The sequence below is a fragment of the Ligilactobacillus salivarius genome (assembly GCF_035231985.1).
GTDB lineage: Bacteria > Bacillota > Bacilli > Lactobacillales > Lactobacillaceae > Ligilactobacillus > Ligilactobacillus salivarius.
Window position 1 is genome coordinate 84,047 of sequence record NZ_CP117984.1, and the last position, 25,731, is coordinate 109,777.

Annotated in this window: 23 protein-coding genes and 1 pseudogene; 7 read left to right on the forward strand and 17 right to left on the reverse strand. The window is 31.9% G+C overall.

Going from position 1 to position 25,731, the window contains the following annotated elements:
* The first annotated feature begins 2 nt into the window (after positions 1–2).
* Together PTA89_RS09290 and PTA89_RS09295 are read left to right on the forward strand one after the other, a co-directional pair.
* Entirely contained in the window at positions 3–596 is a 594-nt protein-coding gene (locus PTA89_RS09290) for a hypothetical protein (protein WP_324177515.1), read from the forward strand.
* 66 nt (positions 597–662) lie between these two features.
* Entirely contained in the window at positions 663–1,880 is a 1,218-nt protein-coding gene (locus PTA89_RS09295) for a transposase (RefSeq protein WP_324177516.1), read from the forward strand.
* A 354-nt stretch (positions 1,881–2,234) separates the two neighbouring features.
* On the opposite strand, the gene PTA89_RS09300 is transcribed toward PTA89_RS09295, so the two are convergent.
* The gene (locus PTA89_RS09300; protein WP_095758342.1) at positions 2,235–3,356 is read right to left on the reverse strand and encodes an NAD(P)-dependent alcohol dehydrogenase; all 1,122 of its coding nucleotides are present in this window, start codon (positions 3,354–3,356) and stop codon (positions 2,235–2,237) included.
* Between the two features lie 361 nt (positions 3,357–3,717).
* Between PTA89_RS09300 and PTA89_RS09305 the strand changes: the two genes are divergently transcribed.
* A complete protein-coding gene (locus tag PTA89_RS09305; RefSeq protein WP_087310575.1) occupies positions 3,718–4,341 on the forward strand; it encodes a MarC family protein in 624 nt (207 codons plus the stop codon).
* 211 nt (positions 4,342–4,552) lie between these two features.
* The gene (locus PTA89_RS09310) at positions 4,553–5,401 is read left to right on the forward strand and encodes an aldo/keto reductase (protein ID WP_324177517.1); all 849 of its coding nucleotides are present in this window, start codon (positions 4,553–4,555) and stop codon (positions 5,399–5,401) included.
* Between the two features lie 606 nt (positions 5,402–6,007).
* Here PTA89_RS09310 and PTA89_RS09315 read toward each other — a convergent pair.
* The 12 genes from PTA89_RS09315 to PTA89_RS09370 all read right to left on the reverse strand — a co-directional run bounded on the left by PTA89_RS09315 (position 6,008) and on the right by PTA89_RS09370 (position 18,141).
* Positions 6,008–6,349 carry a PTS lactose/cellobiose transporter subunit IIA gene (locus PTA89_RS09315; RefSeq protein ID WP_407659830.1) on the reverse strand — a complete coding sequence of 114 codons (342 nt, stop codon included), beginning with the start codon at positions 6,347–6,349 and terminating at the stop codon, positions 6,008–6,010.
* Between the two features lie 80 nt (positions 6,350–6,429).
* A complete protein-coding gene (locus PTA89_RS09320; RefSeq protein WP_087367506.1) occupies positions 6,430–6,822 on the reverse strand; it encodes a tautomerase family protein in 393 nt (130 codons plus the stop codon).
* A gap of 23 nt (positions 6,823–6,845) precedes the next feature.
* Positions 6,846–8,018, reverse strand: a complete 1,173-nt coding sequence (locus tag PTA89_RS09325; RefSeq protein ID WP_324177518.1) for a cation:proton antiporter — start codon at positions 8,016–8,018, stop codon at positions 6,846–6,848.
* 20 nt (positions 8,019–8,038) lie between these two features.
* Entirely contained in the window at positions 8,039–8,347 is a 309-nt protein-coding gene (locus PTA89_RS09330) for a PTS sugar transporter subunit IIB (RefSeq protein WP_087367501.1), read from the reverse strand.
* 12 nt (positions 8,348–8,359) lie between these two features.
* Complete coding sequence (locus PTA89_RS09335) at positions 8,360–9,958, reverse strand: solute:sodium symporter family transporter (RefSeq protein WP_087367498.1); 1,599 nt, start codon at positions 9,956–9,958, stop codon at positions 8,360–8,362.
* Positions 9,959–9,976: 18 nt separating this feature from the next.
* Positions 9,977–10,867, reverse strand: coding sequence for a myo-inosose-2 dehydratase (gene iolE / locus PTA89_RS09340; protein ID WP_324177519.1), 891 nt, complete (start codon positions 10,865–10,867; stop codon positions 9,977–9,979).
* A 9-nt stretch (positions 10,868–10,876) separates the two neighbouring features.
* The gene (iolG, locus tag PTA89_RS09345; protein ID WP_087367493.1) at positions 10,877–11,914 is read right to left on the reverse strand and encodes an inositol 2-dehydrogenase; all 1,038 of its coding nucleotides are present in this window, start codon (positions 11,912–11,914) and stop codon (positions 10,877–10,879) included.
* A 25-nt stretch (positions 11,915–11,939) separates the two neighbouring features.
* Entirely contained in the window at positions 11,940–12,944 is a 1,005-nt protein-coding gene (locus PTA89_RS09350; protein ID WP_324177520.1) for a Gfo/Idh/MocA family protein, read from the reverse strand.
* A 25-nt stretch (positions 12,945–12,969) separates the two neighbouring features.
* Positions 12,970–14,883 carry a 3D-(3,5/4)-trihydroxycyclohexane-1,2-dione acylhydrolase (decyclizing) gene (iolD, locus tag PTA89_RS09355; protein WP_087367487.1) on the reverse strand — a complete coding sequence of 638 codons (1,914 nt, stop codon included), beginning with the start codon at positions 14,881–14,883 and terminating at the stop codon, positions 12,970–12,972.
* A 14-nt stretch (positions 14,884–14,897) separates the two neighbouring features.
* Positions 14,898–15,848 (reverse strand): 5-dehydro-2-deoxygluconokinase, encoded by a 951-nt coding sequence (gene iolC / locus PTA89_RS09360; protein ID WP_087367483.1) that lies wholly within the window; start codon positions 15,846–15,848, stop codon positions 14,898–14,900.
* A gap of 4 nt (positions 15,849–15,852) precedes the next feature.
* Positions 15,853–16,674 carry a 5-deoxy-glucuronate isomerase gene (gene iolB, locus PTA89_RS09365; protein WP_087367481.1) on the reverse strand — a complete coding sequence of 274 codons (822 nt, stop codon included), beginning with the start codon at positions 16,672–16,674 and terminating at the stop codon, positions 15,853–15,855.
* Between the two features lie 15 nt (positions 16,675–16,689).
* Positions 16,690–18,141 carry a CoA-acylating methylmalonate-semialdehyde dehydrogenase gene (locus PTA89_RS09370; protein ID WP_407659831.1) on the reverse strand — a complete coding sequence of 484 codons (1,452 nt, stop codon included), beginning with the start codon at positions 18,139–18,141 and terminating at the stop codon, positions 16,690–16,692.
* Positions 18,142–18,349: 208 nt separating this feature from the next.
* Here PTA89_RS09370 and PTA89_RS09375 point away from each other — a divergent pair, with 208 nt between their 5' ends.
* Positions 18,350–19,102: a DeoR/GlpR family DNA-binding transcription regulator gene (locus PTA89_RS09375; protein ID WP_087367478.1), complete on the forward strand. Its 753-nt coding sequence runs from the start codon at positions 18,350–18,352 to the stop codon at positions 19,100–19,102.
* A gap of 460 nt (positions 19,103–19,562) precedes the next feature.
* A pseudogene (locus tag PTA89_RS09380) lies at positions 19,563–20,413 on the forward strand (aldo/keto reductase).
* Positions 20,414–20,625: 212 nt separating this feature from the next.
* On the opposite strand, the gene PTA89_RS09385 reads toward PTA89_RS09380, so the two are convergent.
* The gene (locus PTA89_RS09385; protein ID WP_003708652.1) at positions 20,626–20,751 is read right to left on the reverse strand and encodes a hypothetical protein; all 126 of its coding nucleotides are present in this window, start codon (positions 20,749–20,751) and stop codon (positions 20,626–20,628) included.
* Positions 20,752–21,114: 363 nt separating this feature from the next.
* Between PTA89_RS09385 and PTA89_RS09390 the strand changes: the two genes are divergently transcribed.
* Positions 21,115–23,649: a M1 family metallopeptidase gene (locus tag PTA89_RS09390; RefSeq protein ID WP_324177521.1), complete on the forward strand. Its 2,535-nt coding sequence runs from the start codon at positions 21,115–21,117 to the stop codon at positions 23,647–23,649.
* Positions 23,650–23,769: 120 nt separating this feature from the next.
* On the opposite strand, the gene PTA89_RS09395 is transcribed toward PTA89_RS09390, so the two are convergent.
* The 3 genes from PTA89_RS09395 to PTA89_RS09405 all read right to left on the reverse strand — a co-directional run bounded on the left by PTA89_RS09395 (position 23,770) and on the right by PTA89_RS09405 (position 25,584).
* Complete coding sequence (locus PTA89_RS09395; RefSeq protein ID WP_164920260.1) at positions 23,770–24,111, reverse strand: hypothetical protein; 342 nt, start codon at positions 24,109–24,111, stop codon at positions 23,770–23,772.
* A gap of 325 nt (positions 24,112–24,436) precedes the next feature.
* Positions 24,437–24,772: a DUF5388 domain-containing protein gene (locus PTA89_RS09400; protein WP_003699335.1), complete on the reverse strand. Its 336-nt coding sequence runs from the start codon at positions 24,770–24,772 to the stop codon at positions 24,437–24,439.
* Positions 24,772–25,584 (reverse strand): ParA family protein, encoded by an 813-nt coding sequence (locus tag PTA89_RS09405; protein ID WP_003699336.1) that lies wholly within the window; start codon positions 25,582–25,584, stop codon positions 24,772–24,774. The genes PTA89_RS09400 and PTA89_RS09405 overlap by 1 nt, the downstream gene beginning before the upstream one ends.
* Positions 25,585–25,731: the final 147 nt, after the last annotated feature.

Sequence of the window (25,731 nt, forward strand, 5' to 3'; positions counted from 1 at the left end):
TCATGTATATAGATTTTAGAAAACGTTTTATGTTTTTAGTTCTTTCATTACTTATTAATGCTACTGGTCATGCTTTGACTATCTCTACTAATCTTGGGAGTGCCGTTTGGACCGCATCAGCGGTTAATATCAATAATTGTTTTTCTATTAATAGTTTGAGTTTGGTAATTTTCTTAGAAGGTTTGGCTATTAACTGCCTAGTTTCTTTGATAGATAAAAAGCGAAAGATTTCTAAATTTTTATTAGATTTATTATTTATTACACCATTTAGCATTTTAGTTCAATATTTTACTAATTATTTAGAAGGATTAAATTTACAACACCAATTACTTTTAATTCGCATTGTTTTAGATATTCTAGGAATTGTATTTATATCATTAGGAACGTCATTATATCAGCGTGCTAACATAGTTTTGCATTCTAATGATGATTTCATGCAAACTATTAGATTTATGTTCTTGCATGGCGATGCTACTAAAGCACAGATAATACATTTCCTAGTTTCACTGATATTTGGGCGAGAAACCAGTGGTTTTAACCACTGGAGGAATAGCCCGCGACTTGTTAAAGTCGACTCTCGCCGCCTCCTTTCTTAATTTTTTATTATATTTTTCTCAGTTTTTATATGCTATACTATAACTGTGAAAGGTGGTGAGAAAAATATGGAACAAACAGTTAATATTAAAGTTAAATTGAATATTTTAGAACCAAATGTTGGTATGAAATTTTCTAAAACAATGGAACAGTATCGCTTAGCTTGCAATTATGTTTCTGAATATTTATTTAATAATAATTTTCCATTGAATAAAAATGAAGTTCAAAAAGTAATCTATAACACTATTAGAGAAAAATTTAATCTTAAGTCACAAATGACCATTTCTTGTATTAGAAGTGTTATTGCACGCTATAAGACCGGCAAAACTCAAATGGCACGTAGACCTTATAAATATCAAGACCAAAATACTGGTGAGTGGTACCGTGAAGTACGTGATCTAACTTGGTTACATAAACCAATTTCTTTTAATCGCCCACAAGTAGACCTTCAACGTAATCGTGACTGGTCTTATTTAAGTAGTGGTCAATTATCTATTAACACCCTTGATGGTCGTGTCAAAGTTGATCCTATTTGTCGTGGATTCAATCAGTACCTTGACGGTACTTGGAAATTTGGCTTAGCTAAATTACTTAAATCTAGTGGCAAGTGGTATTTACATATTTCAGCCACTAAAGAAGTCACTGATTTTGATAAACAAGCCGTAAAACATGTTGTCGGAATTGACCGTGGTTTACGCTTTTTAGTTACTAGTTATGATGAACAAGGCAAAACTGCCTTTTTTGACGGTCAAGCGATTATGCGTAAACGTGCTAAATATCAAAAACTCCGAGCTATCTTACAAGCTAAGAGAACTAAGTCAGCTAAAAGACGTTTAAAGAAATTATCTGGACGAGAGAACCGTTGGATAAGTGATGTTAACCATTGCTTATCTAAGACACTTGTTCAAAAATATGGTGCTAATACCTTGTTTGTCTTAGAAAACCTTAATGGTGTTTCTTTTGAGCGTACTGATTTACCTAAAGCTTTACGTAATCAAAATAAATCATGGGCTTTTTATCAATTAGAACAATTTCTAACTTATAAAGCACACCTAAACAATAGTGAAGTTGTTGAAGTTTCTGCCAAATATACATCTCAACGTTGTCCTAAATGCGGAGTTATCAAAAAAGATAATCGCAATCATGAAAAACATGAATATCACTGTAATAATTGTGGTTATCGTTCTAACGATGACCGTATCGGTGCTATGAATATCCAATTACTTGGAACTCAGTATATTAGTGGACAAGAACAACCTAAATTTGAATTAGCAACTAATGCGTAAACGTGTTAGTTAAGTGGGGGCTGTCAACCACCCAAATGTAGCCACGTATAGTGTGGGAGCAACGAAGTTGCGCTATTACCACTGACCGTAAGGTCGTGAGCTACAAGCCCCATGTCTTTAGACTGGGGCAGTTGACATGCAATTTGGGCTGTAGGAATTGGAACTATTATCTCATTTTTCTTCCAGGGATCTATGATTAAGTGGTTTGACATACATGCATTTAAGCACCTTAAACATTATGATATCTAAAAAGCCTGATCTCGGTAAATTCCGAAATCAGGTTTATTTTTATGCTATATATAAAAAAGTTCAGATTATTAGGAATAATTCTTAATAGTCTGAACTTTATTTATTCTATTCACCTGGTTGATATTCTTTATCGATAATTAATACTGGCTTAATTGTCTTACCAGAAACAGAATCTTGATTTGCTTGATTGATATCTTCAAAATCATAGAATTTTTCAGTCTTGTCGAAATCAAACCATCCTAGTTTGTAGAATTCAATTAAACGAGGAATATCAATTTGAGGGATGGAGTCACCCATGTTTACACCAACAATCTTCTTGTCGTCTACACATAAATCATTCCAAGTAGAGATTTCAATTAAGTGTGGTGTTACTGCAATTGCTGCACATGTACCACCTTGTGCTAAAGCGTCAACTCCATTCTTAATAACTGCTGGCAAACCTGTTGTATCTATAGTCCAATCTACACCATATCCATTGGTTAATTCTTTAATCTTAGCAACTGCATCTTCTTCCTTGCTGTTAATAGTATGAGTTGCTCCTAACTCTTTAGCAAGTTCCAATCTTTCAGGTACAATATCCACTGCGATAACTTTGATACATCCAGAAATACGACCTGCCATCATAGCAGCTAAACCTACAGCACCTGTACCAAATACTGCAATTGTGTCACCTGGTTTTGGTTTCAAAGTATTTAATACTGTTCCAGAGCCTGTAACATAGCCACATCCTAATGGTCCAAGTTTACGTAAGTCTAGATTTTTATCAACCTTTACAGCGTTGCGTTGATCTACCACTGTAGTTGTTGTGAATGATGACTGATTAAACATATCAGAAATATGCTTACCATTTTCTTGAAAATGATCATCACCATCTGCACGAGTTCCTGACAAATTATATTTAGCATAACTTCTACATTGAGTTGGTACACCTTTCAAACAGTTATCACATGTTCCATCTGAGTAGAAGGAAAGAATTACATGGTCACCTGGTTTAAAGTTTTTAACTTCACTACCAACTTTTTCAACAATTCCTGAACCTTCATGACCTAGAATAACTGGATAACCTAGCGAGGCATCGCCCTTACGGATGGCTTCATCGGAATGACAGATACCTGATGCTACCATGTGAATTTGTAAGTCTGTTGGTCCTACTTCATGAAGATCAATATTATCTTTAATTTCAAATGGTGCTCCCACTTCTTCTACTACTGCTGCTTTTATTTTCATAATTAATTACCACCTTTGATATCGTTTACGATTATATTTTATTAATTTGTGAATTCTTTTTCAATATCAAAAATAGTTAATTTGAGTGTCATTTTTTAATGTTATCTTAGCTTAGTTACCTCATTAAAGTTTAAAATGACTTCATTATAATTTTTCGTTAATACATTTATGTATATAAATGTACAAAAAATAAATTTCTTACATATACTTTATATATTTATCTATACAATGTTTAAGAACAGATATTATACCAATATTTTTTGGCCATCTATAAGATATAACCTATGTTAAAAATAACAAATTAGTAAAGATAGAGTTTATCATGATATAATATTAGTAAAAATATTTAGGATGTGATTTTATGAAATTGATTAATGAATTTACCGTTACTTTTATGGCTTTTTTTGCAATTATGAATCCCATTGCTAATTTACCTGTCTTTATTAGTTTAACAAGTGGTCAAAATCTAAAAACAGTTAAGAATATAGCCTTCCATGCACTAACAATTGCCGTAATTATCGTTTCTATTTTTGCATTAGGCGGGAAAACTATACTTAATATTTTTGGAATTAATTTAGCCGCCTTACGAATTGTTGGTGGATTCTTAGTGGGGCTAATTGGCTATCACATGTTACAAGGTAATACTTCTTCTTTACAACACAATGTTTCATCAAAAGAACCAAAAATTGACAATAATATCAATATTGCAGTGTCACCATTAGCTATGCCTATTTTAGCCGGCCCTGGAACAATTGCAACAACTATGAATTTAGCAGTATCTATCAATCCTTTAATTATTATAATTTCTTTTATAACATTATCAATAATCACTTATTTCTTATTTACTTACAGCGAGCTAGTTGTGGCTAAACTAGGACAAAATTTAATGAATGTTATTACTAGAATGATGGGTTTAATTTTAGCAACGATTGGCGTTCATATGGCTATTCTAGGATTACAATCAGCTTTTCCTATTTTTAAATAAAAGTTTTAATTAGTTCAACTTTAAAATTTATAATATACTCCCTTAGAAAATAATTTCTATGAAGTGTCTTACAATTGTTAGACAAAGTTTAACGATTGTAAGGCACTTCACAGTCAGGATGTTTTTCTTTTTCTCTCAAGGCATATCATTTGCTACTTACTAATAGTAAGGTATATAATAAAAGCGATTACTTATTTATGGAGGTATTAAAATGGCATTAACAGACACCTATAAATTAAATAATGGTGTAGAGATTCCTGTTGTCGGTTTCGGTACATGGCAAACTCCAGATGGCAAGGTTGCTCGTGAATCTGTAAAAACTGCACTTGAAGTTGGTTATCGTCATATTGACACAGCGGCAGCTTATGGCAATGAAGTTAGTGTAGGCCAAGGTATCAAAGAAAGCGGTATTAACCGTCATGATATTTTCTTGACAACTAAACTTTGGAACGATTCTCATGGTTATAAAGCTACTAAAAAAGCTATTGATTTAAGTTTACAAAAACTAGATACTGATTATTTAGATCTATACTTAATTCACTGGCCAAGTCCGGCAGCTGTTCGTGAGCATTGGGCCGAACTAAATGCTGAAAGCTGGCAAGCTATGGAAGAAGCCGTTAAAGCTGGTAAAATTCGTGCAATTGGTGTTTCCAATTTCCGTAGACACCACCTAGAGGAATTATTGAAGACTGCTAATATCGTTCCTGCAGTTAACCAAAACTACTTAAATCCTAGTGATCTTCAACCAGATGTACTAGCTGCTAATAAGGAACACGATATTTTAAATGAAGCTTATAGTCCTTTAGGTACTGGTGATTTGTTGCGTAATGAATTAGTTGCTGAAGTTGCTGCAGCTCACAATCATAGCGTACCTCAAGTTCTACTTCGCTGGTCATTGCAACATGGTTTCCTTCCACTTCCCAAATCTGTTCATGCTGAATATATTAAATCTAATACTGATATTTTTGATTTTGAATTGACTGATGATGAAATGAAGAAATTAGATGGATTACGTGGAGTTACTCGTCTAGCAACTGATCCAGATACACATGCTAAATAACTGCCATAGAATTTTAAAAATATTCATTAAAAGATCGATCTTTAATTGAATTTAAATAATAGTATGCTTCCTTTAGAGTAGGAACTGCCAGTATCTTACTCTGAAGGAAGTTTTTGTATTGTCAAGAAGTACAATTTTTATATGGAAATAATATATTAAAGAAGAAAAAATTTTAAATGGAAACCTCAAAGCAGATAATATTAACTAAAAATGGGAAATAGACATTACTTATTTTATGGAGAAAATTCATGAATATAACGCCTGTCTGAACGCTATAAAAGATCTTTATAACGGAAAACTTATAAATTGTGTGATAATATGAAAGTAATCAAGGTAGCTATTGAGGCTAATCCAGAAATAACTTCGATTTTACACAGTAATTGTACTTTCATAACCTATGGTAGAGATTGCTGACTATATTAATTATTCCATCAATGATTGTTATTAATAGAATCTAAAAGCCTGACTCCAGTAGAATACTGAAATCAGGCATATAAAATTATATACATTTAATTGTCTAATTGATAGGTCACTCCATAGCATTTTAAATACACAATCTCTGACGATTTTTAAGTTTTGAGACTTTTCCAACGTCTTGAGTATATTTTAAAATTTATTCAATTTATTATAAATATCTATAAAATCAGTCGCTAAATCACAATAAGTTATTGCTGTCATTAGATGATCTTGAGAATGCACTGTCAATAAAGTTACTACATCATAATTTTCTTGTGCTTCCTGCATCAGCATTTCAGTTTGTGCATTGTGTGCATCTGTTAATACATCTCGAGCCTTTTTTAAAGTAGCTTGTGCAGTATCTTGATTACCTATCTTTGCTTCTTTGATTGCTTTAACTGCAAGCGCCTTGGCATTCCCGGCATCTACAATTATACTCATAACTAATTGTAAATTTTTTTCTTTATCTTTAGTTACTGTTTCTTCCATCATAGTTTACCCCTCTACACAAACCATTACTATAATTAATACCATCTAAAAAACAAATCAATTCTATTTATTATTTAACCTACTCATTTTAATTCACCTGTAATAAATTGTGCTTCGCCATTTGCAAAAGACCAGTCTTCATCACCATTTTCAAAAAATGAAAACATAATATCTGTTCTATTAATATTTAACTCTTTATTTAAATCTTCAACTACTTTTTTATAAAAGTCTAATTTCATTTCTTTTTTACGTTTTCTACTAAAAATCTGTATCGAAATTATATTTTTAGTTCTCTCAAATCCTAACCCTGTATCTTCAAAAATAATTTCATCCGATTTATGCCGAGTTATAATTTGATATCTATCTCTCGAAGGAACTTTAAAGCATTCAACTGCATTATAGTGGATAATATCTAATATTTTTTTTATATTCTTACTTGGAAAGTCCTCATAAACATCTATTCTAAATAACGGCATCCTAGTTCCTCCCTACATCTAAATTAGTCATTTTCGTAAATTATATCTGTATTTGTTCGCTGAATATAAATTTTTAAAATCACTGGAGCTATCAATGTTGTTATTACTGTTACAACTATCATAGCTGTATAATGGCTTGCATCAATAACACCAGCATTTAAGGCTACATTTGCTACTACTAATGCCATCTCACCACGAGAAACCATTCCCGCTCCTACAATATTTGCTTCATTCCAAGTCAGACCAAACAACTTTGCTCCGAAACCACATCCAATTTGTTTTCCCAAAATTGCTATAATTATTAGTAATACTATAAATAATATGTCATTCTGCATTCCTTTAAAACTTATACTTAACCCAATGCTTACAAAAAATACCGGAATAAACACAGCATAGCCTATTGGTTCTATCTTCAAGGATAATTTCTCTTTGAATTTTGTTTCTGAAATTGCTAGTCCTGCAAAGTATGCTCCTAAAACATCACTCATATCCATTAAAACAGCTATAGCTGCAAAACCAAAACATAGTATTAAAGCTGCTGTAGTTTCATTTTCACTAGCACTTAGTTTACTAAATATTTCTAAAAATCTAGGGACAAACCATTTTCCTAACACGAATGCGATTACAAAAAATAACACTTTTGGACCAATTAAACCTATTAAATCTAATCCAGTAGTTCCTCTACTACCTATGAAACTAATACTTAATCCTAACAAAATAACACATAATATGTCATCAGCTACTGCAGCTCCTAATATCATAGCTCCTTCTTTACTATCCATTCTGCCCATTTCCCTTAAGACTTGAACAGTAATGCTTACAGATGTTGCACTCAATACTAATCCTATAAATAGTGACGTCTCCCAAGAGAAACCAAAAAATAAAGAACATAATAAAGCTGCACTACCTGTAGGAACGATTACTCCTAATACTGCAACTATTAACGAAGGTTTCCAATACTTCATTAACATTTCTAAATTTCCTTCCAAACCAGCAATAAACATTAAAATAATTACTCCTAGTTCAGAAAAATAATGAATAAATGTTGTCGGAGATAATAAATGTAAAACTGCTGGTCCAGCAACAATCCCTACTAAAAGTTCACCAATAACACTAGGAAACTTCAAGATGTTTGATAAATGTGATCCTATTTTTGTCAATAATAAGACAATAAATAATTGTATAAGGTATGACATTAATATCACCACCTGTCATCCTATTCTATTGATGATAGAATACTAGGGATATTCATATACTTGAAATCTTCTTCTGAAATAAATACTATTTTAGATTTATATTTTATTTTAGTTATTAATTCTCGTATTTCTTCTTCATGTCTTATCACTTGTGGTGTTAATAATAAAACATCATAATTATCCTGAGCTAATTTTTTATTAATTCTAACCACTGGAACATAATCTATATTGTATTTTAGATTATCGTCCTTGATTTCTTCTAACATTTTTGATACTAACAAAGACGCACTAATTCCAGCTTCACATACTATTAGAACATTTTTAGGCATCTATCTTCCCTCCTATGAATGTGCAAAACCAAGTGGTGAAAATGCTAAATAAGTTATAATCACAAGAACTACCAATACTATTGAAACAATCTTAGCATGTTTCCAAGGTTGAATATCAACTTTTGTATTGAATGACTCTAATACGAAATCTCCATCTGGACGCCATTTTGACACAACAAACATAATTAATAAATCTAAGAAAAATAGAATACTTAATACATATAAGAAATGAATATCTTTCAAAAATACTTTAGAAAGTGAATATAGCACAATATGAACTACTATAGTAACTTTTGCAGATAAAGCTGTTGCGCGTTTGGAATAAAACGCTAACAAAATAATGACCAAGAGTGGCATATTGTATAGCCCATTAAATTCTTGAACAAATTGATATAATCCAGCTGGTGCAAAAGAAATAAGTGGTGCTACTAACACTGAAATTATTCCTACAGTTACCGTAGTAATTTTACCTGCTCTAGCTATTCTACTATCATCGGCTTGTTTGTTAATAATAGGCTTGTAAAAATCTAATGAGAATAATGTAGCCGTTGCATTTAAAGCTCCTGCAAATGAAGATAAGATTGCACCAAATATGACTGCGGCAAATACTCCATACAATACTTGTGGTAATACTTCTACAACTAATGCTGGGTAAGCATTATCTGGATTTTTCAATAGTGTATCACCTAATAAATTTCTAGCTACAATTCCAGGGAAAACGAGGAATAGCGCACCAAAAACTTTAAATGTTCCAACTAAGAATGCACCTTTTTGTGCTTCAGCTAGGTTTTTACCAGATAAGGCTTTTTGTACGATCATTTGATTAGTACACCAAAAATATAAATTATTAAATAGCATTCCTGTAAATAGAGTTGGCCATGGAATAACTGCTGAATCAATTGATCCAACTGAGTTTAATAGCCATGGAGTATGATCAACAATTGAATTTAATCCCCCAATAAAACTTCCATGTCCTATTTTTAAGATTCCTAAAATTGGTATTAATAATCCACAAATAAGTAAACCAACACCATAAACAGTATCACTATTAGCACTTAATGAGAGACCTCCCATTAGTAAATATAGAATACCAATAATACCAATAATAAACGCTACCAAAATAATAGCTACAATTGGTCTAACACCTAATAACTCATCTACTCGAAAAATCTTGTTAAACACTAATGATCCAGAATATAAAACCACAGGTAAGAATGAAGTCATGTAAGTGATAATAAATAGTATTGATATAATCCTTTTAGTGGTAGTATCATATCGTATTTCTATAAAATCAGATACTGTATTTATACCATATTTAAAATACTTCGGAAGAAAAATCATCGCTAAGGCAACAATAGCGATAGCCGCTGTTACTTCCCAAGCCATTACTTCCATACCAGCATGGTAACTTTGTCCGTTTTGACCCACAATTTGCTCTGTGGATAAATTAGTCATAATAATAGTTCCTGCAATTGGAAATGCAGTTAAACTACGACCTCCCATAAAAAATCCTTCAGAGCCTGTTGTATCGACACTACGCGAACGCTTATAGGCAAATAGCCAAACACAAGCAACAATTACTATAAAACTCACTAAAGAAAAAGCATTCATCTAGATACTCCTTTCATTTCATAAACCTGTTGTGTCGTGAATATATTTTCGTGTCTTTAAAGCATATTCATATGGGTTAGCTTTTGCAGGATCTTGTTCAGCTTCTACGACTATCCATCCCTTATATCCACTATCTTTTATTTCTTTCCATATTGGAGAAAAATCTATCATCCCATCACCTGGAACTGTAAATACACCTTTCTTTACCCCATTCAAAAAACTATCACTATTTTCTTTTACTTCTTCTGCTACTTGTTCTCTAATATCTTTAAAGTGAATGTGTTTTATTCTTCCTTTATATTTTTTATATATATTAATAGGATCTTCTCCTGAAAATACCAAATGTCCAGTATCAAATAATAGTGATACTTTTAAAGGGTCTGTATTATCCATTAATCGTTCTATTTCTTTGGTAGTTTGTACCCCAGTTCCCATATGATGGTGATATACAATTTCCATATCTTTTTCGTGAGCCAAATCACCTAATTTTTCCAAACCATCAGTCAATAAATCCCATTCCTCTTCTGTGAATTCGGGCTTATCATTAAAAACTGATTTATCTAGCATTCCTTGAATACTATGTCCTTGTTCTGCAACTACTATTACTTTAGCACCCATAGCATGTAAAAAATCTCTATGCTTAATAAATGCGCTTTCAGTTTCCTCAAAAGGCTTTGTTGTTAAATATGCACTAAACCATGCACTAGCTACTTTTAGATTACGCAAATCTAAGTAATGCTTTAATATATCAGGATCTTTAGGATATTTATTACCAATTTCAGTCCCCTTAAACCCCGCAAGTGCCATCTCGCTAATACACTGTTCAAATGTATTTTCTTTTCCCAAATCTGGTAAATCATCGTTAGTCCACGCAATTGGAGCAATTGCTAATTGTATCTTATTCTCCATCAAATACACCTACTTACTATCATTATTATTCACTTCTACTAACTCGTCTTTTTCAAAAGATTCTTGACATGCTAATGCAACTTTTGTAGATTGCAAACCATCAAATGCTGTAATCTCGGGTTGACGATTTTCTAAAATACAATTAATAAATTCTTTTGCTTCATCAACAAAAGCTTGTCTAAATCTTTCTGGGAAGTTTTGCGAGCAAGGTCTAATAACTCCATCGTCATTCATAACTGTTACTAGATTCTTCTCTGGTATTTGAGCTACTCGTAACATTCCCTTAGTTCCAATAATTTCTGTTTCAACATGATAGCCATGTCTTGCATTTCTTCCAGCTACCAGTATAGCCATAGAATTGTCTGACAAGCGTAAGAGAGCTGCCCCAGTTTCTAACTCCCCAACTTCATCAAGTTGAGGATAGGCTGTATTCTTACCAATAGCCCATACTTTACTTATTTCTTTACCAGAGAGCCAGCGAATCAAATCAATGTCATGGATAGACATATCTAAAAATAAGCCCCCACTATTGTTATTCATCGCAAATTTAACAAAACTTTCTAAACCATCACTTGGATCTATTCCATAGCAACGAATCAATGTTATTTCGCCTAATGCTCCTTTATTTACCATTTCTTTAGCATAGCGATATGATTCATCAAATCTTCTCATAAACCCTAACATAAATATTTGATCAGGATGTTCTTGAATAATTTTTTGAGTTTCTTTTATTTCTTCTACATCTAAGCCTAATGGTTTTTCAGAAAATACATGTTTACCATTTTCCATCGCTAATTTTATTTGTTGACAGTGAAAACCTGATGGTGAAACTATAAACACTGCATCAATATTTGGATCTTTCACCATATCTTCGTAACTATCATATGTTAGTGTTACATTTAATTTTTCCTTAGCAAATTTTCTTTCTTTTTCAACTAAACTACATGCTGCATATAATTCACAATTAGGAACTAAATTAGCCAAGTTTTTAGCATGTACTTTACCCAAACGGCCCAAACCAACAATTCCTACTTTAACATTTTCCATAAGGTTTCCCCCCTCCTTATGTTTCCTAACAATATAGTGCTGGACGTTCATCTAATTTAATGTTAACTTTTTTTCCAGTTTCCCTAGCTTCGTGACATGCTGCCATAGTAATAGATGCCACATATCCATCCCATGCAGTTGGTCCAGTTAACTCTCCACTAATTACACTATTAATCCAAAGTTGAAATTCATAGTCATATGCATCCATAAAGCGTGTCTGCCAATCAGGTGAAATTCTAGTATAATTCTTTTCCTCGGCCTTAACTTTAGTAAATGCTGGATCTGTTAAACCAAATTCTGCTGTTTCACAGACAACATCACATTTAATATCATAACCAAATTTGCAATTTACAAATACTTCTAAATCAATTGTTACTCCTGATTTTGTTTCAAAAATAATAAATTGAGGATCTTTTAGGTTTTCGTGAGTATTGGATGTTTGCTTAGGTAACAACATTTGCACCGATGCATAATCTTCATCCAATAACCAACGAAGTACATCAATTTCATGAATTGCAGTTTGACTAACTGCCATAGGAGTTGTGTAATTTTCGTTAGCACTTGGATTTCTATGAGCACAGTGAAGCATTAAAGGTTCTCCATATTTTTTGGATGTAATCATATTTTTTAGTTCTATGTATCCTTTATCATATCTTCTCATGAAGCCAACTTGAACCAGCTTTTTACCATATTCAATTTCTGCATCTACAATTCTTCTACAACCTTCACTCTCTGTTGCCAAAGGTTTTTCACAAAATACATACTTACCATGCTTAATTGTCTCTAAAACATAGTGTTCATGTGTTGGATCCCATGAAGTAACTACTACAGCATCTACTTTATCTGAAGCAATAAGTTCTTCACCTGTTTCAAAAAATATTGCCCCAATATCTTTTGCAATTTTTTTAGCTACTTCTGCATTAATATCTGTAACCGCAACCACTTGTGCTCCTTGAACCTTATTATTAATTCTTTTTATATGTTCTCTTCCGATTGCACCTGTACCAATAATACCAACATTGATTAACATGTTTTTTCCTCCATTCTTATAATGATCAATATTCTTTAGCACTACTTAATTTTTTCTTTAAAGATTTGTACGCTGCATTTACTTTAGGATTTGAAGAGACTTCAGAAACTCCTACATGCCACCAACTTTCATAACCATCACTCATTGTCTTAGGTAAAACCTTAATCTCAATTAAAGTAGAAATTTCTTGTTTTTTGGCATCTTCTAAAGCAGCTATGAGTTCTTCCTTATTAGTTACTTTATAAGTTTTAGCACCATATCCTGCTACAACTTGACTGTAATTAATATTCATTACATTATTGTTAGAATCTCTGAATTCACAATGATAACTATTAGACCCATTACTCATCTGCAAATTATTAATACATCCGAATCCAGAATTATCAAACAGCAATACATTAATTTTTTTACCATATTGTAACGATGTAACCAGTTCAGAGTGTCCCATTAAGAAACTACCATCACCTAACAAAGCATATACTTCTCGATCTGGATTAGCTATTTTCGCACCTAAAGCTCCATTTACCTCATATCCCATGCAGGAATAACCATATTCTAAATGATATGTATTAGGTACATTAGTTTCCCACAATCTTTGCATATCTCCAGGTAAAGATCCTGCTGCAGCTAATGCAATACTATCCTTATCTACATTCTCATTGATTGTTATAAAGGCCTCAGTTTGAGTAAATTTTGTCCCTAAACTTTCTATATATTCTTCAAAAATTTCTTGTGTAAAATGATCTTTAATTTCTGGAACAAAATTTTCGGTTGTATATTTTGTATTAGCCAATCGTTTACGTTCAACTTGCCACTCTTCTTTCAAATTTATAAAAGAATCTTCGTATTCAGTTGTATACCCTTTCAATTTTTCTAACAAAATTGCTAAAGTAACCTTAGCATCGGCTATTACTTGGAAAGCATCGAACTTGTATGCTTGCATTCTATTTACATTTATATTTAAAAATTTACTTTTTTCATAATCAAAAGCTGTCTTGGATGATGTAGTAAAATCCGTATATCTTGTTCCTATACCTATAATTAAATCTGAATCTCTTACTACTTTGTTAGCAACTTCTGTACCTAAAACACCAGTACCTCCAAGATTATTTTTAAAAGATGATTCAACTGTTGATTTGCCTGCATGTGTCTCAACCAAAGGAATATTACATTGCATGGATAATTCGATTAATTCTTCTCTTGCTTGCGAATATTTTGCTCCACCACCAACAATAATAACCGGTTTTTTACTACTTTTAATTAATTCTACTGCACCTTCATATTCTCTAGTGGTAGGTACTCTTCTATCTAAATAATGCACTCTTTTTTCAAAAAAAGCTTTATCAAAGTCATATGCTTCTCCTTCTGTATCCTGTGATATACAAATTGTTGCAGGACCTGCAGTAGCAGGATTAGTCATTACTTCAAAGGCTCTTAATAAGCTACTCATTAGTTGTTCAGGTCTTTGCACTCTATCCCAATACTTAGAAACAGCTTTAAATGCATCATTAGTAGTGGTTGCAGCACTAGTTTCATGCTCTAATTGTTGTAATACTGGATCAGGTTGTCTAGTGGCAAAAGTGTCAGCCGGTAATATTAGTACTGGAATATTATTAGCAAAGGCTGTACCTGCTGCTGTAATCATATTAGCCGAACCAGGACCAGCTGAAGCTGTAACAGCAAATATCTGTTGGCGTAGCTTTTCTTTGCTGAAAGCTGTAGCTGCATGCGTCATTCCTTGTTCATTCTTACCAGTAAATACTTTTAAATGTCCAGGATTTTCTTGCAAAGCTTGACCTAAACCCAAGACATTTCCATGACCAAATACACTAAATACTCCTGCTACAAATGGTGTTTCTTTACCATCTACAGAAATATATTGCTGATTTAAAAATTTTACTAAAGCTTGAGCTGTGGTTAATCTTATTTTTTCTCCCATAATATTACCTCGCATTATCGATATACTATACTTTCTATCTCCTCAACATTTGGCATTGCTTCCGAAGAACTATGTTTACTTACTACAATTGCAGCTGCAGCGCTTCCATATTTTAAAGCGATTTCAATATCTTTTCCAATTCTTATAGCATGTAGAAATGCGGAAGCATATGAATCTCCTGCACCAAAAGTTTTCAATACTTTTGTCTTATACGCATTTGCTTGATAGATAGCTCCATCCTTGGTATACGCAAATGATCCATCAACTCCATGTTTTATTACTAATAATTCTGGTTTATATTGGAATAAATAATTAACTGTTTCTTCATTGGTTTGTTTTTCACCAAACATTACGTCATATTCTTTACGGGTTCCAATTACAATGTCTGATTTTTGAGCTACAAGCTTATAGTAAATACTAATTTCTTCTGGGTATTTCCAAGTATATGGTCTATAATCCAATTCGAAAGCTATTTTAATGTTATTTTCTTCTGCTAATGCAATAGCTTTTAGCGTAGCTTCTCTCGATGGACTTTTTGCCAATGCAGTTCCCGAAATTAATAGCATTTCTGTCTTCTTAATATATTCTTCTGAAACTTCACTAGGATCTAAATATAGATCTGCCACCTCATCACGATACATTAAGATGCTACATTCTTCAGGACTCTTTATTTCTGTAAAAGCAAGGCCAACTTTATGCCCTTCCTTGTCAAGGATTAATTGACTAGTGTCAATTCCAGTATCTTCAAAAAATTGCTTAATGAATCTACCATGCTGATCATTTGGGATTTTTCCAATAAAACCTACTTTAGCACCTAATTTAGCACTACCAATAGCAATATTAGCTGGAGATCCACCAACATATTTTTTAAAAGTCATTGTTTCTTCCATAGGACGGTTATACTCTACCGCATTTAAATCTATACATGCTCTTCCAAATGTGATTAAATCAAATTCTTTTACCATCTTTTTAATCCTTTCTCTTTAAAATCCATTCATGCTTTGGATCATTATAAAATTTCCATTTTCTAATTGGTCCTGCCATAATATTTAAATAATATGAGTCATATCCATCTGGTACTCCAACCGGATGATAACCTTTAGGTACTACAACTACATCTCCATTTTCAACTGTCATTGTTTCATCTAATGAGAGATCATCTGTATATACTCTCTGAAATACAAACCCTTGACTAGGATTCATCTCATGATAATACGTTTCTTCTAATAATGATTCCTCTGGCAAATTATTTTGATCGTGTTTATGTGGCGGATAGCTTGACCAATTCCCACTATCTGTATATACTTCGACTACCAATAAATTTTCCGGAATCATAACATCATCTGGTAAGATATTATGAACTAAACGTTTATTATTTTTAATACCTCTATTTTCAATAGAATTATCACTAGCTGCAATTAATCTAGTTTCTCTCTTTTCTTTAGCTGGAGAATAACAAATAATAATTTTTGACTTAGTTTCTGCAACTATTTTGAACTTTTCATTAATCGATATATATACACTATCAGTAGGTATCTTTTCAAAAACATTCTCTCTAGTTCCTAAATGTTTAAACTCTTTTTCCCCAGCAACAACTGTAGCTTTCCCTGTCAATATAACGATACAAACTTCTTGATCAGCTGTATTTCCCTCAAAAAATTTATTACTCTCTATCTCTAAAACTTTAGTTTCAATATACTCCAAGCCTGTTTCAGATTTCTTTAAATTATGAAGTACTGTTACTCCTTCCGAGATTTTCCTACGATTTGTTGAATATTTTAAATCGACCATCTTCCTTATTCCTTTCTAAATATTATTGGGTGCATAACGTGCCGTTACAACTTTCTTGTGAGTATAGAAGTCAACGCTATCTTTACCATTGCAGTGTAGTGTACCGTAAAATGATGATTTCCATCCAGAAAATGGGAAGAAGGCCATTGGTGCTGGAACCCCTAAGTTTATCCCTAACATACCAGCATCTATATTTTCTCTAAAATAGCGAATTGCTGATGCATTATTAGTAAATAGACATGCTCCATTAGCAAATTTAGATTTATTAGCTAATTCAACACCTTCTTGGAGATTTTTAATTCTGATAACTGACACAACAGGAGCAAAAATTTCATCTTTCCAAATAGTCATATCTGTTGTTACTCCATCAAAAATTGTAGGTCCAATGAAATAACCATCTTCTGGAATATTTTCACGGCCATCTGTTATAAGTCTTGCTCCCTCTTCTATACCTTTTTTAATATAAGATAATGTTCGTTCTTGATTTTCTTTTCTAATTACAGGTCCTAGGAAAACTCCATCTTCTAATCCATTGCCGATTTTAATATTTTTTGAAGCTGCTTTTAGTTTTTCAATAAATTCATCAGCAATTTCTTCTTCAACAGCAACAACTGATGCTGCCATACAACGTTCTCCTGCCGATCCAAAAGCACCAGAAATTACATTTTTCACTGTTTCATCTAAGTTAGCATCTTTTAGAATAATTGTATGATTTTTAGCTCCTGTTAATGCTTGAACACGTTTTAAGTTCTTACTTCCTTCTGTATATACATAGCGTCCAACTGGTTCAGACCCTACAAAAGAAACCGCTTTAATTGTTGGGTTTTGTAAAATTCCATTAACAACATCATGAGCCCCATAAACAACATTTAATACTCCAGATGGTAACCCTGCTTCTGTGAATAAATCTACTAATTTTTCTGTTAACATAGGTGTTCTTTCAGAAGGTTTCAAAATAAAACTATTTCCACATGCAATAGCCATTGGAAACATCCAACATGGTACCATCATTGGAAAATTGAATGGTGTAATACCACCTACAACACCTATTGGATAACGATAATTTACAGCTTCAATATTAGTAGCAATTGTAGATAATGAATCTCCCATCATCAATGTAGGTGCTCCTGCTGCAAATTCTACATTTTCAATACCTCTTTGAACTTCACCGTGGGATTCTGTAAGGTTTTTACCATTTTCAATAGTTAAAATTTTCGCTAATTCATCTTTATGTTCAATTAATAATTGTTGAAATTTAAATAATATTCGTGCTCGTCTAGGAACTGCGACATTTTTCCATTTTTCAAAAGCATCTTGAGCAATTTTTGCAGCTTCATCTAATTCTTCCCTAGTTGATAAAGGAACTTCACATAAAACTTCCCCTGTGGCAGGATTATAAACCTTTTCAAATTCAGTTGTTGAGCTTTCTACCCATTTGCCGTCAATAAAATTTTTTAATCTTCGCATAATAAGCACCTCTTTTATATATTTTTTGGTTATGTTTTGGTTAACTTTCACCATTTAACAACTATATTTAACCATAAATTAACAAAAAATACAACAAAAATAATCATTTTTTTGTAACATTTACCCAAAAACATCGTTGATAATGTTCAAAATTTAATACTATTATGATATAATTAATTTAGAATAAATATAAAATTAGGAGGATGTTATGAAAGAACAAAGATTACAAAAAATCGAAAGTTACATTTATCAACATGGTAGTGTGTCACTTGAAGAACTTTGTGATATTTTTAATGTCTCTAAAAATACTATCCGCCGTGATATAAAAAAACTAGTTGAACATGGTACTATTAAAAAAGTCTATGGTGGCGTTGTTGCTACTGAAAATTCGTTACTTTCATTTGAGAATAGAAAATTTTATAACCAAGATAAAAAGATACAAATAGGCTCCAAAGCAGCAGGTTTGATTAATGAAAATGATATAGTCTTTATAGATTCTGGTACTACAACTTGCCAAATGTTACCTTATGTTGATAATGAACTATCATTCACACTTTTAACAAATAGCTTAGATGTTATTAATGCAGCTTCTACGATGCCAAATGTTCGTTTAATTATAATTGGTAATACATTTAAAAGAAAAACTCGTTCTTTTATAGGAATTGATAATGAGACACTTATTCAACATTATAATATTAATAAAGCTTTTATGGCCGCAACTGGAATTTCTCTAACAAATGGCTTAACTAATTCAGATATCATGGAATATCGTATAAAAAAATTAATATCTGATAAATCTAAAGAATTAATTTTATTGGCAGATGATAGTAAATTTGATCATTCTACTCTATTAACTTACTCACCACTCAAAGATGTAAATACTCTCATCACTAATAAAAATGTACCTCAGGATTATATTGATTTTTTCAAAGAAAATAACATTACTTTAGTGTATGTGTAAATATAGAATTTATTTATTGACCATTAAAAATATTACTAATAATATGTTATATCTATTTAATTTTCTATTCTTACAAAAATTAGATTTAAAAAATGTGAGCATTAATTTTAAAACTTTAAAACTAATGCTCACATTTTTAGTGGTATAATTTCTTTAAATTGATACCTAATTGTATCATTATCACTCATTAAACCAGCATTTTCATGGAAAAGTGTTAGTTATATGTTTTATGCCTTAGTAGTAATGAGTATCATCTCTGGTATTTTAGGTGCAATTATTTTATAATCTCTTCCTATTATGTGTAGGAAATAACATAGTTAAAAATGATTAAAAATAAACATCTCGGTTGTAGAATACTACAGTCAAGATGTTTTTCTTTTTCTCCAAGCCATATCATTTGCTACTTACTATTAGTAAGATTTATAATAAATATGAATTAATTATTTGTGGAGGTATTACAATGGCATTAACAGACACATATAAATTAAATAATGGTGTAGAGATTCCTGTTGTCGGTTTCGGTACATGGCAAACTCCAGATGGCGAGGTTGCTCGTGAATCTGTAAAAACTGCACTTGAAGTTGGTTATCGTCATATTGACACAGCGGCAGCTTATGGCAATGAAGTTAGTGTAGGTCAAGGTATCAAAGAAAGTGGTGTTAACCGTCATGATATTTTCTTGACAACTAAACTTTGGAACGATTCTCATGGTTATGAAGCTACCAAAAAAGCCATCGATTTAAGTTTACAAAAGCTAGATACTGATTATTTAGATCTATACTTAATTCATTGGCCAAACCCAGTAGCAGTACGCGAGCATTGGGCTGAATTAAATGCTGAAAGTTGGCAAGCTATGGAAGAAGCCGTTAAAGCTGGTAAAATTCGTGCAATTGGTATTTCTAATTTCCGCAAGCATCATTTAGATGAATTATTGAAGACTGCTAATATCGTTCCTGCAGTTAACCAAAACTACTTAAATCCTAGTGATCTTCAACCAGATGTACTATCTGCTAATAAGGAACACGATATATTCTAAATGAAGCTTATAGTCCTTTAGGTACTGGTGATTTATTACGTAATGAATTGGTTGCTGAAATTGCTGCAGCTCACAATCATAGCGTACCTCAAGTTCTGCTTCGCTGGTCATTGCAACATGGTTTCCTTCCTCTTCCAAAATCTGTTCATGCTGAATATATTAAATCTAATACTGATATTTTTGATTTTGAATTGACTGATGATGAAATGAAGAAATTGGATGGATTACGTGGAGTTACTCATTTAGCAACTGATCCAGATACTGCAACATTCTAATAATTAACTTATGCCGATTAGTTCATATAGTTCTAATCGGTATTTTTTATCAAAAAAAGTTTGAGACTTTTACATCTCAAACTTTCGTATGAATAAATTATATAATTCTTGATTAGTTTCACCAGCATCTCGACGGTCAACATAAAATTCAATGTCACGCTCTTGTATCATTGTGTAAACCTTATCTTTAACACCTTTTCTCTTTTTTAACCTTATTCTTCTTCCAAGTTGTGCTTATCACCAGTTAATTTATCTAAACGTTTTTGAAGTTTTTCAACTGTGTTAGCAACTTTACCGGTATTGTCTTCGTTTTCTACTTCTTGATTTTCATTATCCATCACAAAAACTCCTTTTTTCTTGCAGTTAGAGCCTTGAAAGAGTACTCAGTTGTTCTTTAACGCCTGCAAGCAGGAAAAAGGCAGAAAAAAAGAGCTTCATCTAAAGCTCTTCTAACAATTCAATCTTACAACTTAATTTAAACAAAATTTTTAAAATTTACAAATCACTATATTGCTGACTTTTGTGTTAATATATATGTATAGTGTTAAATTCATAATATTTATATATTAATTTTATATATTATGTTAAATGTATAATTTATTCACATTATATATAATTATATATTTTTAATTGTATTAATAGATTTTTCTCATTTAAAAGCGTATTATTAACTTATCTAATAAATGAAAGGTGGTCAAATAATGGGACAAGTATCACATTTATATGATTTATTCCAACCAAAACATTATCAAATTTATTTAGATATTAATCGTGAAAAGAAAACATTCACTGGAGTTACAAAAATTTCTGGTAATGCTTCTCAAAAAGAAATTGCTTTACATCAAAAATTCCTCAATATTCTTGATGTAAAGGTTAATGGTAATTCTACCGATTTTAAATTCGATGATAGTTCTGAAACTGTCTCTTTTAATGTTCCTAATACTGGAGATCTTGATTTAGAAGTGTCATATTCCGCTAAGCTTACTGATTCTATGATGGGGATCTATCCTTCTTACTATGAAGTTGATGGTGTGAAGAAACAACTTATCGGTACGCAATTTGAAACTACATTTGCGCGTCAAGCATTTCCTTCTATTGATGAACCAGTTGCTAAAGCTACTTTCGATCTTGCTATAAAGTTTGACGAGCATGAAGGTGAAACTGTCCTTAGCAACATGCCAGAAGTTAAGACAGAAAATGGTGTGCATTACTTTGACACTACTGTGAGAATGTCAACTTACCTTGTAGCCTTTGCCTTTGGTGAACTACAAAGTAAACTTACTGAAACTAAATCCGGTGTTAAAATCGGTGTATTTTCAACTAAAGCTCATGCCGAAAAAGAACTAGATTTTGCTTTAGATATTGCTAAACGTTCAATTGAATTTTACGAAGATTATTATCAAACTCCATATCCACTCCCTCACTCCTGGCAACTAGCCTTACCTGACTTTTCAGCCGGAGCCATGGAAAATTGGGGCTTGGTAACTTATCGTGAAGCTTATCTATTATTAAATCCTGATAACACATCTTTAGATACAAAGCGTATTGTTGCAACTGTTATTGCTCATGAACTTGCTCATCAATGGTTCGGTGACTTAGTAACTATGAAATGGTGGGATGATTTATGGTTAAATGAAAGTTTCGCCAATATGATGGAATATGTTGCTATCGATGCACTACAACCTGACTGGAATATCTGGGAATTATTCCAAACATCTGAAGCACCTCAAGCTTTACAACGCGATGCAACTGATGGTGTTCAATCTGTTCATGTTGAAGTTAAGGATCCCGCTGAAATCGATTCTTTATTTGATCCGGCTATTGTTTATGCAAAAGGTTCACGTTTATTAGTAATGGTTCGTGCTTTAATTGGCGATGATGCTCTACGTTCTGGACTAAAAGCTTACTTCAAGTCACACAAATACAATAATGCAGTTGGTTCTGACTTATGGAAAGCACTTGGTGAAGCTTCAAATCTTGATATTGGCTCTATTATGAACTCATGGTTAGAACAACCTGGTTATCCAGTTCTTAATGTCAATGTTAAAAATGGTCATTTAGTAATTGAACAAAATCAGTTCTTTATTGGTGAAGGTAAAGATGTAGATCGTTTATGGCAAGTTCCTCTACATGCAGACTTTGCTCAAGCTCCTAAGCTACTTACGCAAAAGGAATTAGACTTAGGTGACTATCAAGAATTGAGAAAAGCAGCCGATAAACCTCTACGTTTCAATGTAGGAAATACTTCTCATGTTGTAGTTAATTACGCTCCTGAACTATTAGAAGATATTTTAGTTAACTCACAAAATCTAACACATATTGATAAATTACAATTGTTGCAAGATTTACGTCTCCTTGCTGATAGTGGTTTAGCTTCTTATTCTAAGGTTATTCCATTATTAAAAGAATTTTCAAATAGTGATTCAGCTATTGTTAATGAGACTTTATATAGCATTGTTAATAATTTGAAATTCTTTGTTACTCCAGATTCCACTGATGAAACAAATTTAAAGAAATTTGTTAATACTTTAAGTACTGACCAAGTTCAACGTTTATCTTGGTTACCAAAGGATACTGATAGCAATGACGATCAACTAGTTCGTCCACTTGTTTTAAGTGCAGCTTTATATGCTGAAAATCCTTCTGCAGAATCTGAAGCACATGAAATCTTTACTCAAAATCAAGATAAGTTACTAAGTTTGTCTTCTGACATTCGTGCTCTTGTATTACAAAATGAAGTTAAAAATTACAACTCTTCTCAATTATTTGAATCCTTACTAGAAGATTATCGTAAAACTAGTGATAGTTCATATAAGCAAGACATCTTGTTCGCATTAACTTCAACAAAAGATGCTGACCAAATTCAACAAATTGTATCTTATTTCGAAGATGCGGATACTATCAAACCTCAAGATTTGCGCACTTGGTACTTCAGGACTCTTTCAAACAATCTAGGCGAACAAGCAGCTTGGAATTGGATTCGTAACGAATGGCAATGGCTTGAAGATACAGTTGGTGGTGATATGGAATTTACATCTTATATCACAGTTACTGCACGTGCATTGCATACAGAACAACGATTAGCTGAATTTAAAGAGTTCTTTGAACCTAAGCTTAATACTCCAGGGTTAACACGCGAAATTGTCATGGATACTAAAGTTATCGAAAGTCGTGTTGCTATGATTGAACGTGAAAGAGATCATGTAAATGCTGCTATTTCGGATATTCTTAATTAAATATTTATATTAAAAAAGAGCTGGGAAAATGATTTTCCTAGCCTTTTTCTTACTCTCGCTTTGTGTTAATGTTAATATATAATATTTATAACATTATACATTAACATTTAACATATGTATTTAACTTTTATATTTAACATATATTCCTATTACAATAAAAATTGGTCCGAAAAAAATAAATAGTATGCTCATAATCACACTTTTAGCTATACTATATAGCCATTCTGACATATTATCATGCGACATTGTATCTACACTCGTATATTCATACGGATTCGTGTAGACTCCATTTGAAGTCCATTTTCTATCTTTATGATTTTGCGCAAGATCCTGATGATGTAAATCTAACGCTTTTTGCTTATAAGAAACTACTGGTTCACCATCGGATATAAACCAACTTTGATGTTTCAATCTAAAGAATGGGAGAATAGCTGTGGTAATAAAAAAATACATATGTTGCATTTCAAATGTATACCTCGTCGGGTGAAAAGTAATGTCCCCTTTATAAATAAATATTAGAGTTAGACAAATTATACCCACTAGCAAATACCTTATTAACTTTAATATCAACCATACATTTTTCACCGTTACTTTCCCTCCATTCAAGATTATCTTTTAACACCACATGTTAATAATTTTCTTTATTATACACTTTATATAAATGTTGTCAACATAATATTATCCTATTAACATTATATAAATATATTATTTATTATATATAATCTATTTACATTTAACACTATACACAAAAATAGAGGATAATATCAAACTATCCTCTGTTTCGCCATTATTTTTTACTTAGTGATGTAAGATAATCTTTTTGTTCCAAAATATTCAAGATACGATTAAATCTTTGCCTGTCACTATCGCTTAACTTTTCAATTCTTTCACTCAATAGATTCCCTACAACTTCTTTTTGGGTTGATCCAATCCCTATATTATTTAAAGCTGTTATTTGATTTCTAATATGATTATCTACACGAACATTAGCAGGAAAGGTTACTGTATTTTCATCAGTAACTACATCACCACGTTCAACCTGATTTTCAACTTTTACTGGTCCACTATGAACTAATTTGTTTTGTCCACTTTTTTTAGAATGATTAAGTAATCCACCAGCCATTATTCTTCACCTAACCTTTCTAAAATTTCATTAGCAACTCCCTTGAAAGCTGCATGTGTTTTCTTATCCCATGAATCACTTGGATTATCAGTAATCCCCGTCATATCCATTCTCTTAACACGTTCCATTTGCATAATTTTTGCATTAAAGATATTTTCATCACCAAATTCTTCTGAAGCTGCGTCCAAAATTTCTTTATCTACGCTAGCACTTCTTTTTGATAAGAAAGGCAAAATTCCTAAGATATCAACTTTAGAATCATATGCATCAACAATACTATTTTGTAAATACTCAATCAAAACTTCTGCACCTTGCAACGAACGTTCTTGAGTTTGAAGAACTACAATAATTTGATCACATGCATAGAAAGCTGTATCGTTTGGTAATGAAATTGTTGGTGGAACATCTATGAAGATAAAGTCGTATTTATCACGTAATGAATCAACTTTCTTTTTGAAGAAACCAATACGTTCTTTTTCATCCATAAAGTTTCTTTCCAAAAAACGACTATACATACTAAAGTCAACAGCGTTTGGAATAAGGTATAAATTGTCTTCAATTTCAATCGTTATTGAATCTAAACTTTCTTCTCTATTCAAAGCGGTCATTAATGATGATTCAATAGTTGCAACTTTATCTTTATTTTGATACTTAGTTTTTAAAAATAGGGCAGTAATATTAGCCTGAGGGTCAAAGTCTATAACTAGACACTTTTTACCCATTTTTGCTAAGTTGTAACTTACTAATGCAGTAGCGCTAGTTTTTCCAACGCCACCTTTAAAATTTAAAAATGATAATACTGTGGCAGTCATTTTTTAACCTACCTTTCTACATTTACACATTTATACATTATCTATAGTTAGTTTACCACAATCTCCTACAATGTGTTAATTCTTTTTGTTTAATTATAACATTGTGTTAATACATTAAATATTAACATAATGTTAGTTAATTATATT

What these genes read in the sequence shown, in the direction of transcription:
- PTA89_RS09325 (WP_324177518.1), bottom strand. Translation starts at nt 8,018, where the DNA reads ATGTCATACCTTATACAATTATTTATTGTCTTATTATTGACAAAAATA.
- PTA89_RS09335 (WP_087367498.1), bottom strand. Translation starts at nt 9,958, where the DNA reads ATGAATGCTTTTTCTTTAGTGAGTTTTATAGTAATTGTTGCTTGTGTT.
- PTA89_RS09315 (WP_407659830.1), bottom strand. Translation starts at nt 6,349, where the DNA reads ATGATGGAAGAAACAGTAACTAAAGATAAAGAAAAAAATTTACAATTA.
- iolD (WP_087367487.1), bottom strand. Translation starts at nt 14,883, where the DNA reads ATGGGAGAAAAAATAAGATTAACCACAGCTCAAGCTTTAGTAAAATTT.
- iolG (WP_087367493.1), bottom strand. Translation starts at nt 11,914, where the DNA reads ATGGAAAATGTTAAAGTAGGAATTGTTGGTTTGGGCCGTTTGGGTAAA.
- PTA89_RS09390 (WP_324177521.1), top strand. Translation starts at nt 21,115, where the DNA reads ATGGGACAAGTATCACATTTATATGATTTATTCCAACCAAAACATTAT.
- PTA89_RS09305 (WP_087310575.1), top strand. Translation starts at nt 3,718, where the DNA reads ATGAAATTGATTAATGAATTTACCGTTACTTTTATGGCTTTTTTTGCA.
- PTA89_RS09320 (WP_087367506.1), bottom strand. Translation starts at nt 6,822, where the DNA reads ATGCCGTTATTTAGAATAGATGTTTATGAGGACTTTCCAAGTAAGAAT.
- PTA89_RS09370 (WP_407659831.1), bottom strand. Translation starts at nt 18,141, where the DNA reads ATGCGAAGATTAAAAAATTTTATTGACGGCAAATGGGTAGAAAGCTCA.
- PTA89_RS09350 (WP_324177520.1), bottom strand. Translation starts at nt 12,944, where the DNA reads ATGTTAATCAATGTTGGTATTATTGGTACAGGTGCAATCGGAAGAGAA.
- PTA89_RS09385 (WP_003708652.1), bottom strand. Translation starts at nt 20,751, where the DNA reads ATGGATAATGAAAATCAAGAAGTAGAAAACGAAGACAATACCGGTAAA.
- PTA89_RS09405 (WP_003699336.1), bottom strand. Translation starts at nt 25,584, where the DNA reads ATGACTGCCACAGTATTATCATTTTTAAATTTTAAAGGTGGCGTTGGA.
- PTA89_RS09295 (WP_324177516.1), top strand. Translation starts at nt 663, where the DNA reads ATGGAACAAACAGTTAATATTAAAGTTAAATTGAATATTTTAGAACCA.
- iolE (WP_324177519.1), bottom strand. Translation starts at nt 10,867, where the DNA reads ATGGAGAATAAGATACAATTAGCAATTGCTCCAATTGCGTGGACTAAC.
- PTA89_RS09290 (WP_324177515.1), top strand. Translation starts at nt 3, where the DNA reads ATGTATATAGATTTTAGAAAACGTTTTATGTTTTTAGTTCTTTCATTA.
- PTA89_RS09400 (WP_003699335.1), bottom strand. Translation starts at nt 24,772, where the DNA reads ATGGCTGGTGGATTACTTAATCATTCTAAAAAAAGTGGACAAAACAAA.
- PTA89_RS09375 (WP_087367478.1), top strand. Translation starts at nt 18,350, where the DNA reads ATGAAAGAACAAAGATTACAAAAAATCGAAAGTTACATTTATCAACAT.
- PTA89_RS09300 (WP_095758342.1), bottom strand. Translation starts at nt 3,356, where the DNA reads ATGAAAATAAAAGCAGCAGTAGTAGAAGAAGTGGGAGCACCATTTGAA.
- PTA89_RS09310 (WP_324177517.1), top strand. Translation starts at nt 4,553, where the DNA reads ATGGCATTAACAGACACCTATAAATTAAATAATGGTGTAGAGATTCCT.
- iolB (WP_087367481.1), bottom strand. Translation starts at nt 16,674, where the DNA reads ATGGTCGATTTAAAATATTCAACAAATCGTAGGAAAATCTCGGAAGGA.
- PTA89_RS09395 (WP_164920260.1), bottom strand. Translation starts at nt 24,111, where the DNA reads ATGCAACATATGTATTTTTTTATTACCACAGCTATTCTCCCATTCTTT.
- PTA89_RS09330 (WP_087367501.1), bottom strand. Translation starts at nt 8,347, where the DNA reads ATGCCTAAAAATGTTCTAATAGTATGTGAAGCTGGAATTAGTGCGTCT.
- iolC (WP_087367483.1), bottom strand. Translation starts at nt 15,848, where the DNA reads ATGGTAAAAGAATTTGATTTAATCACATTTGGAAGAGCATGTATAGAT.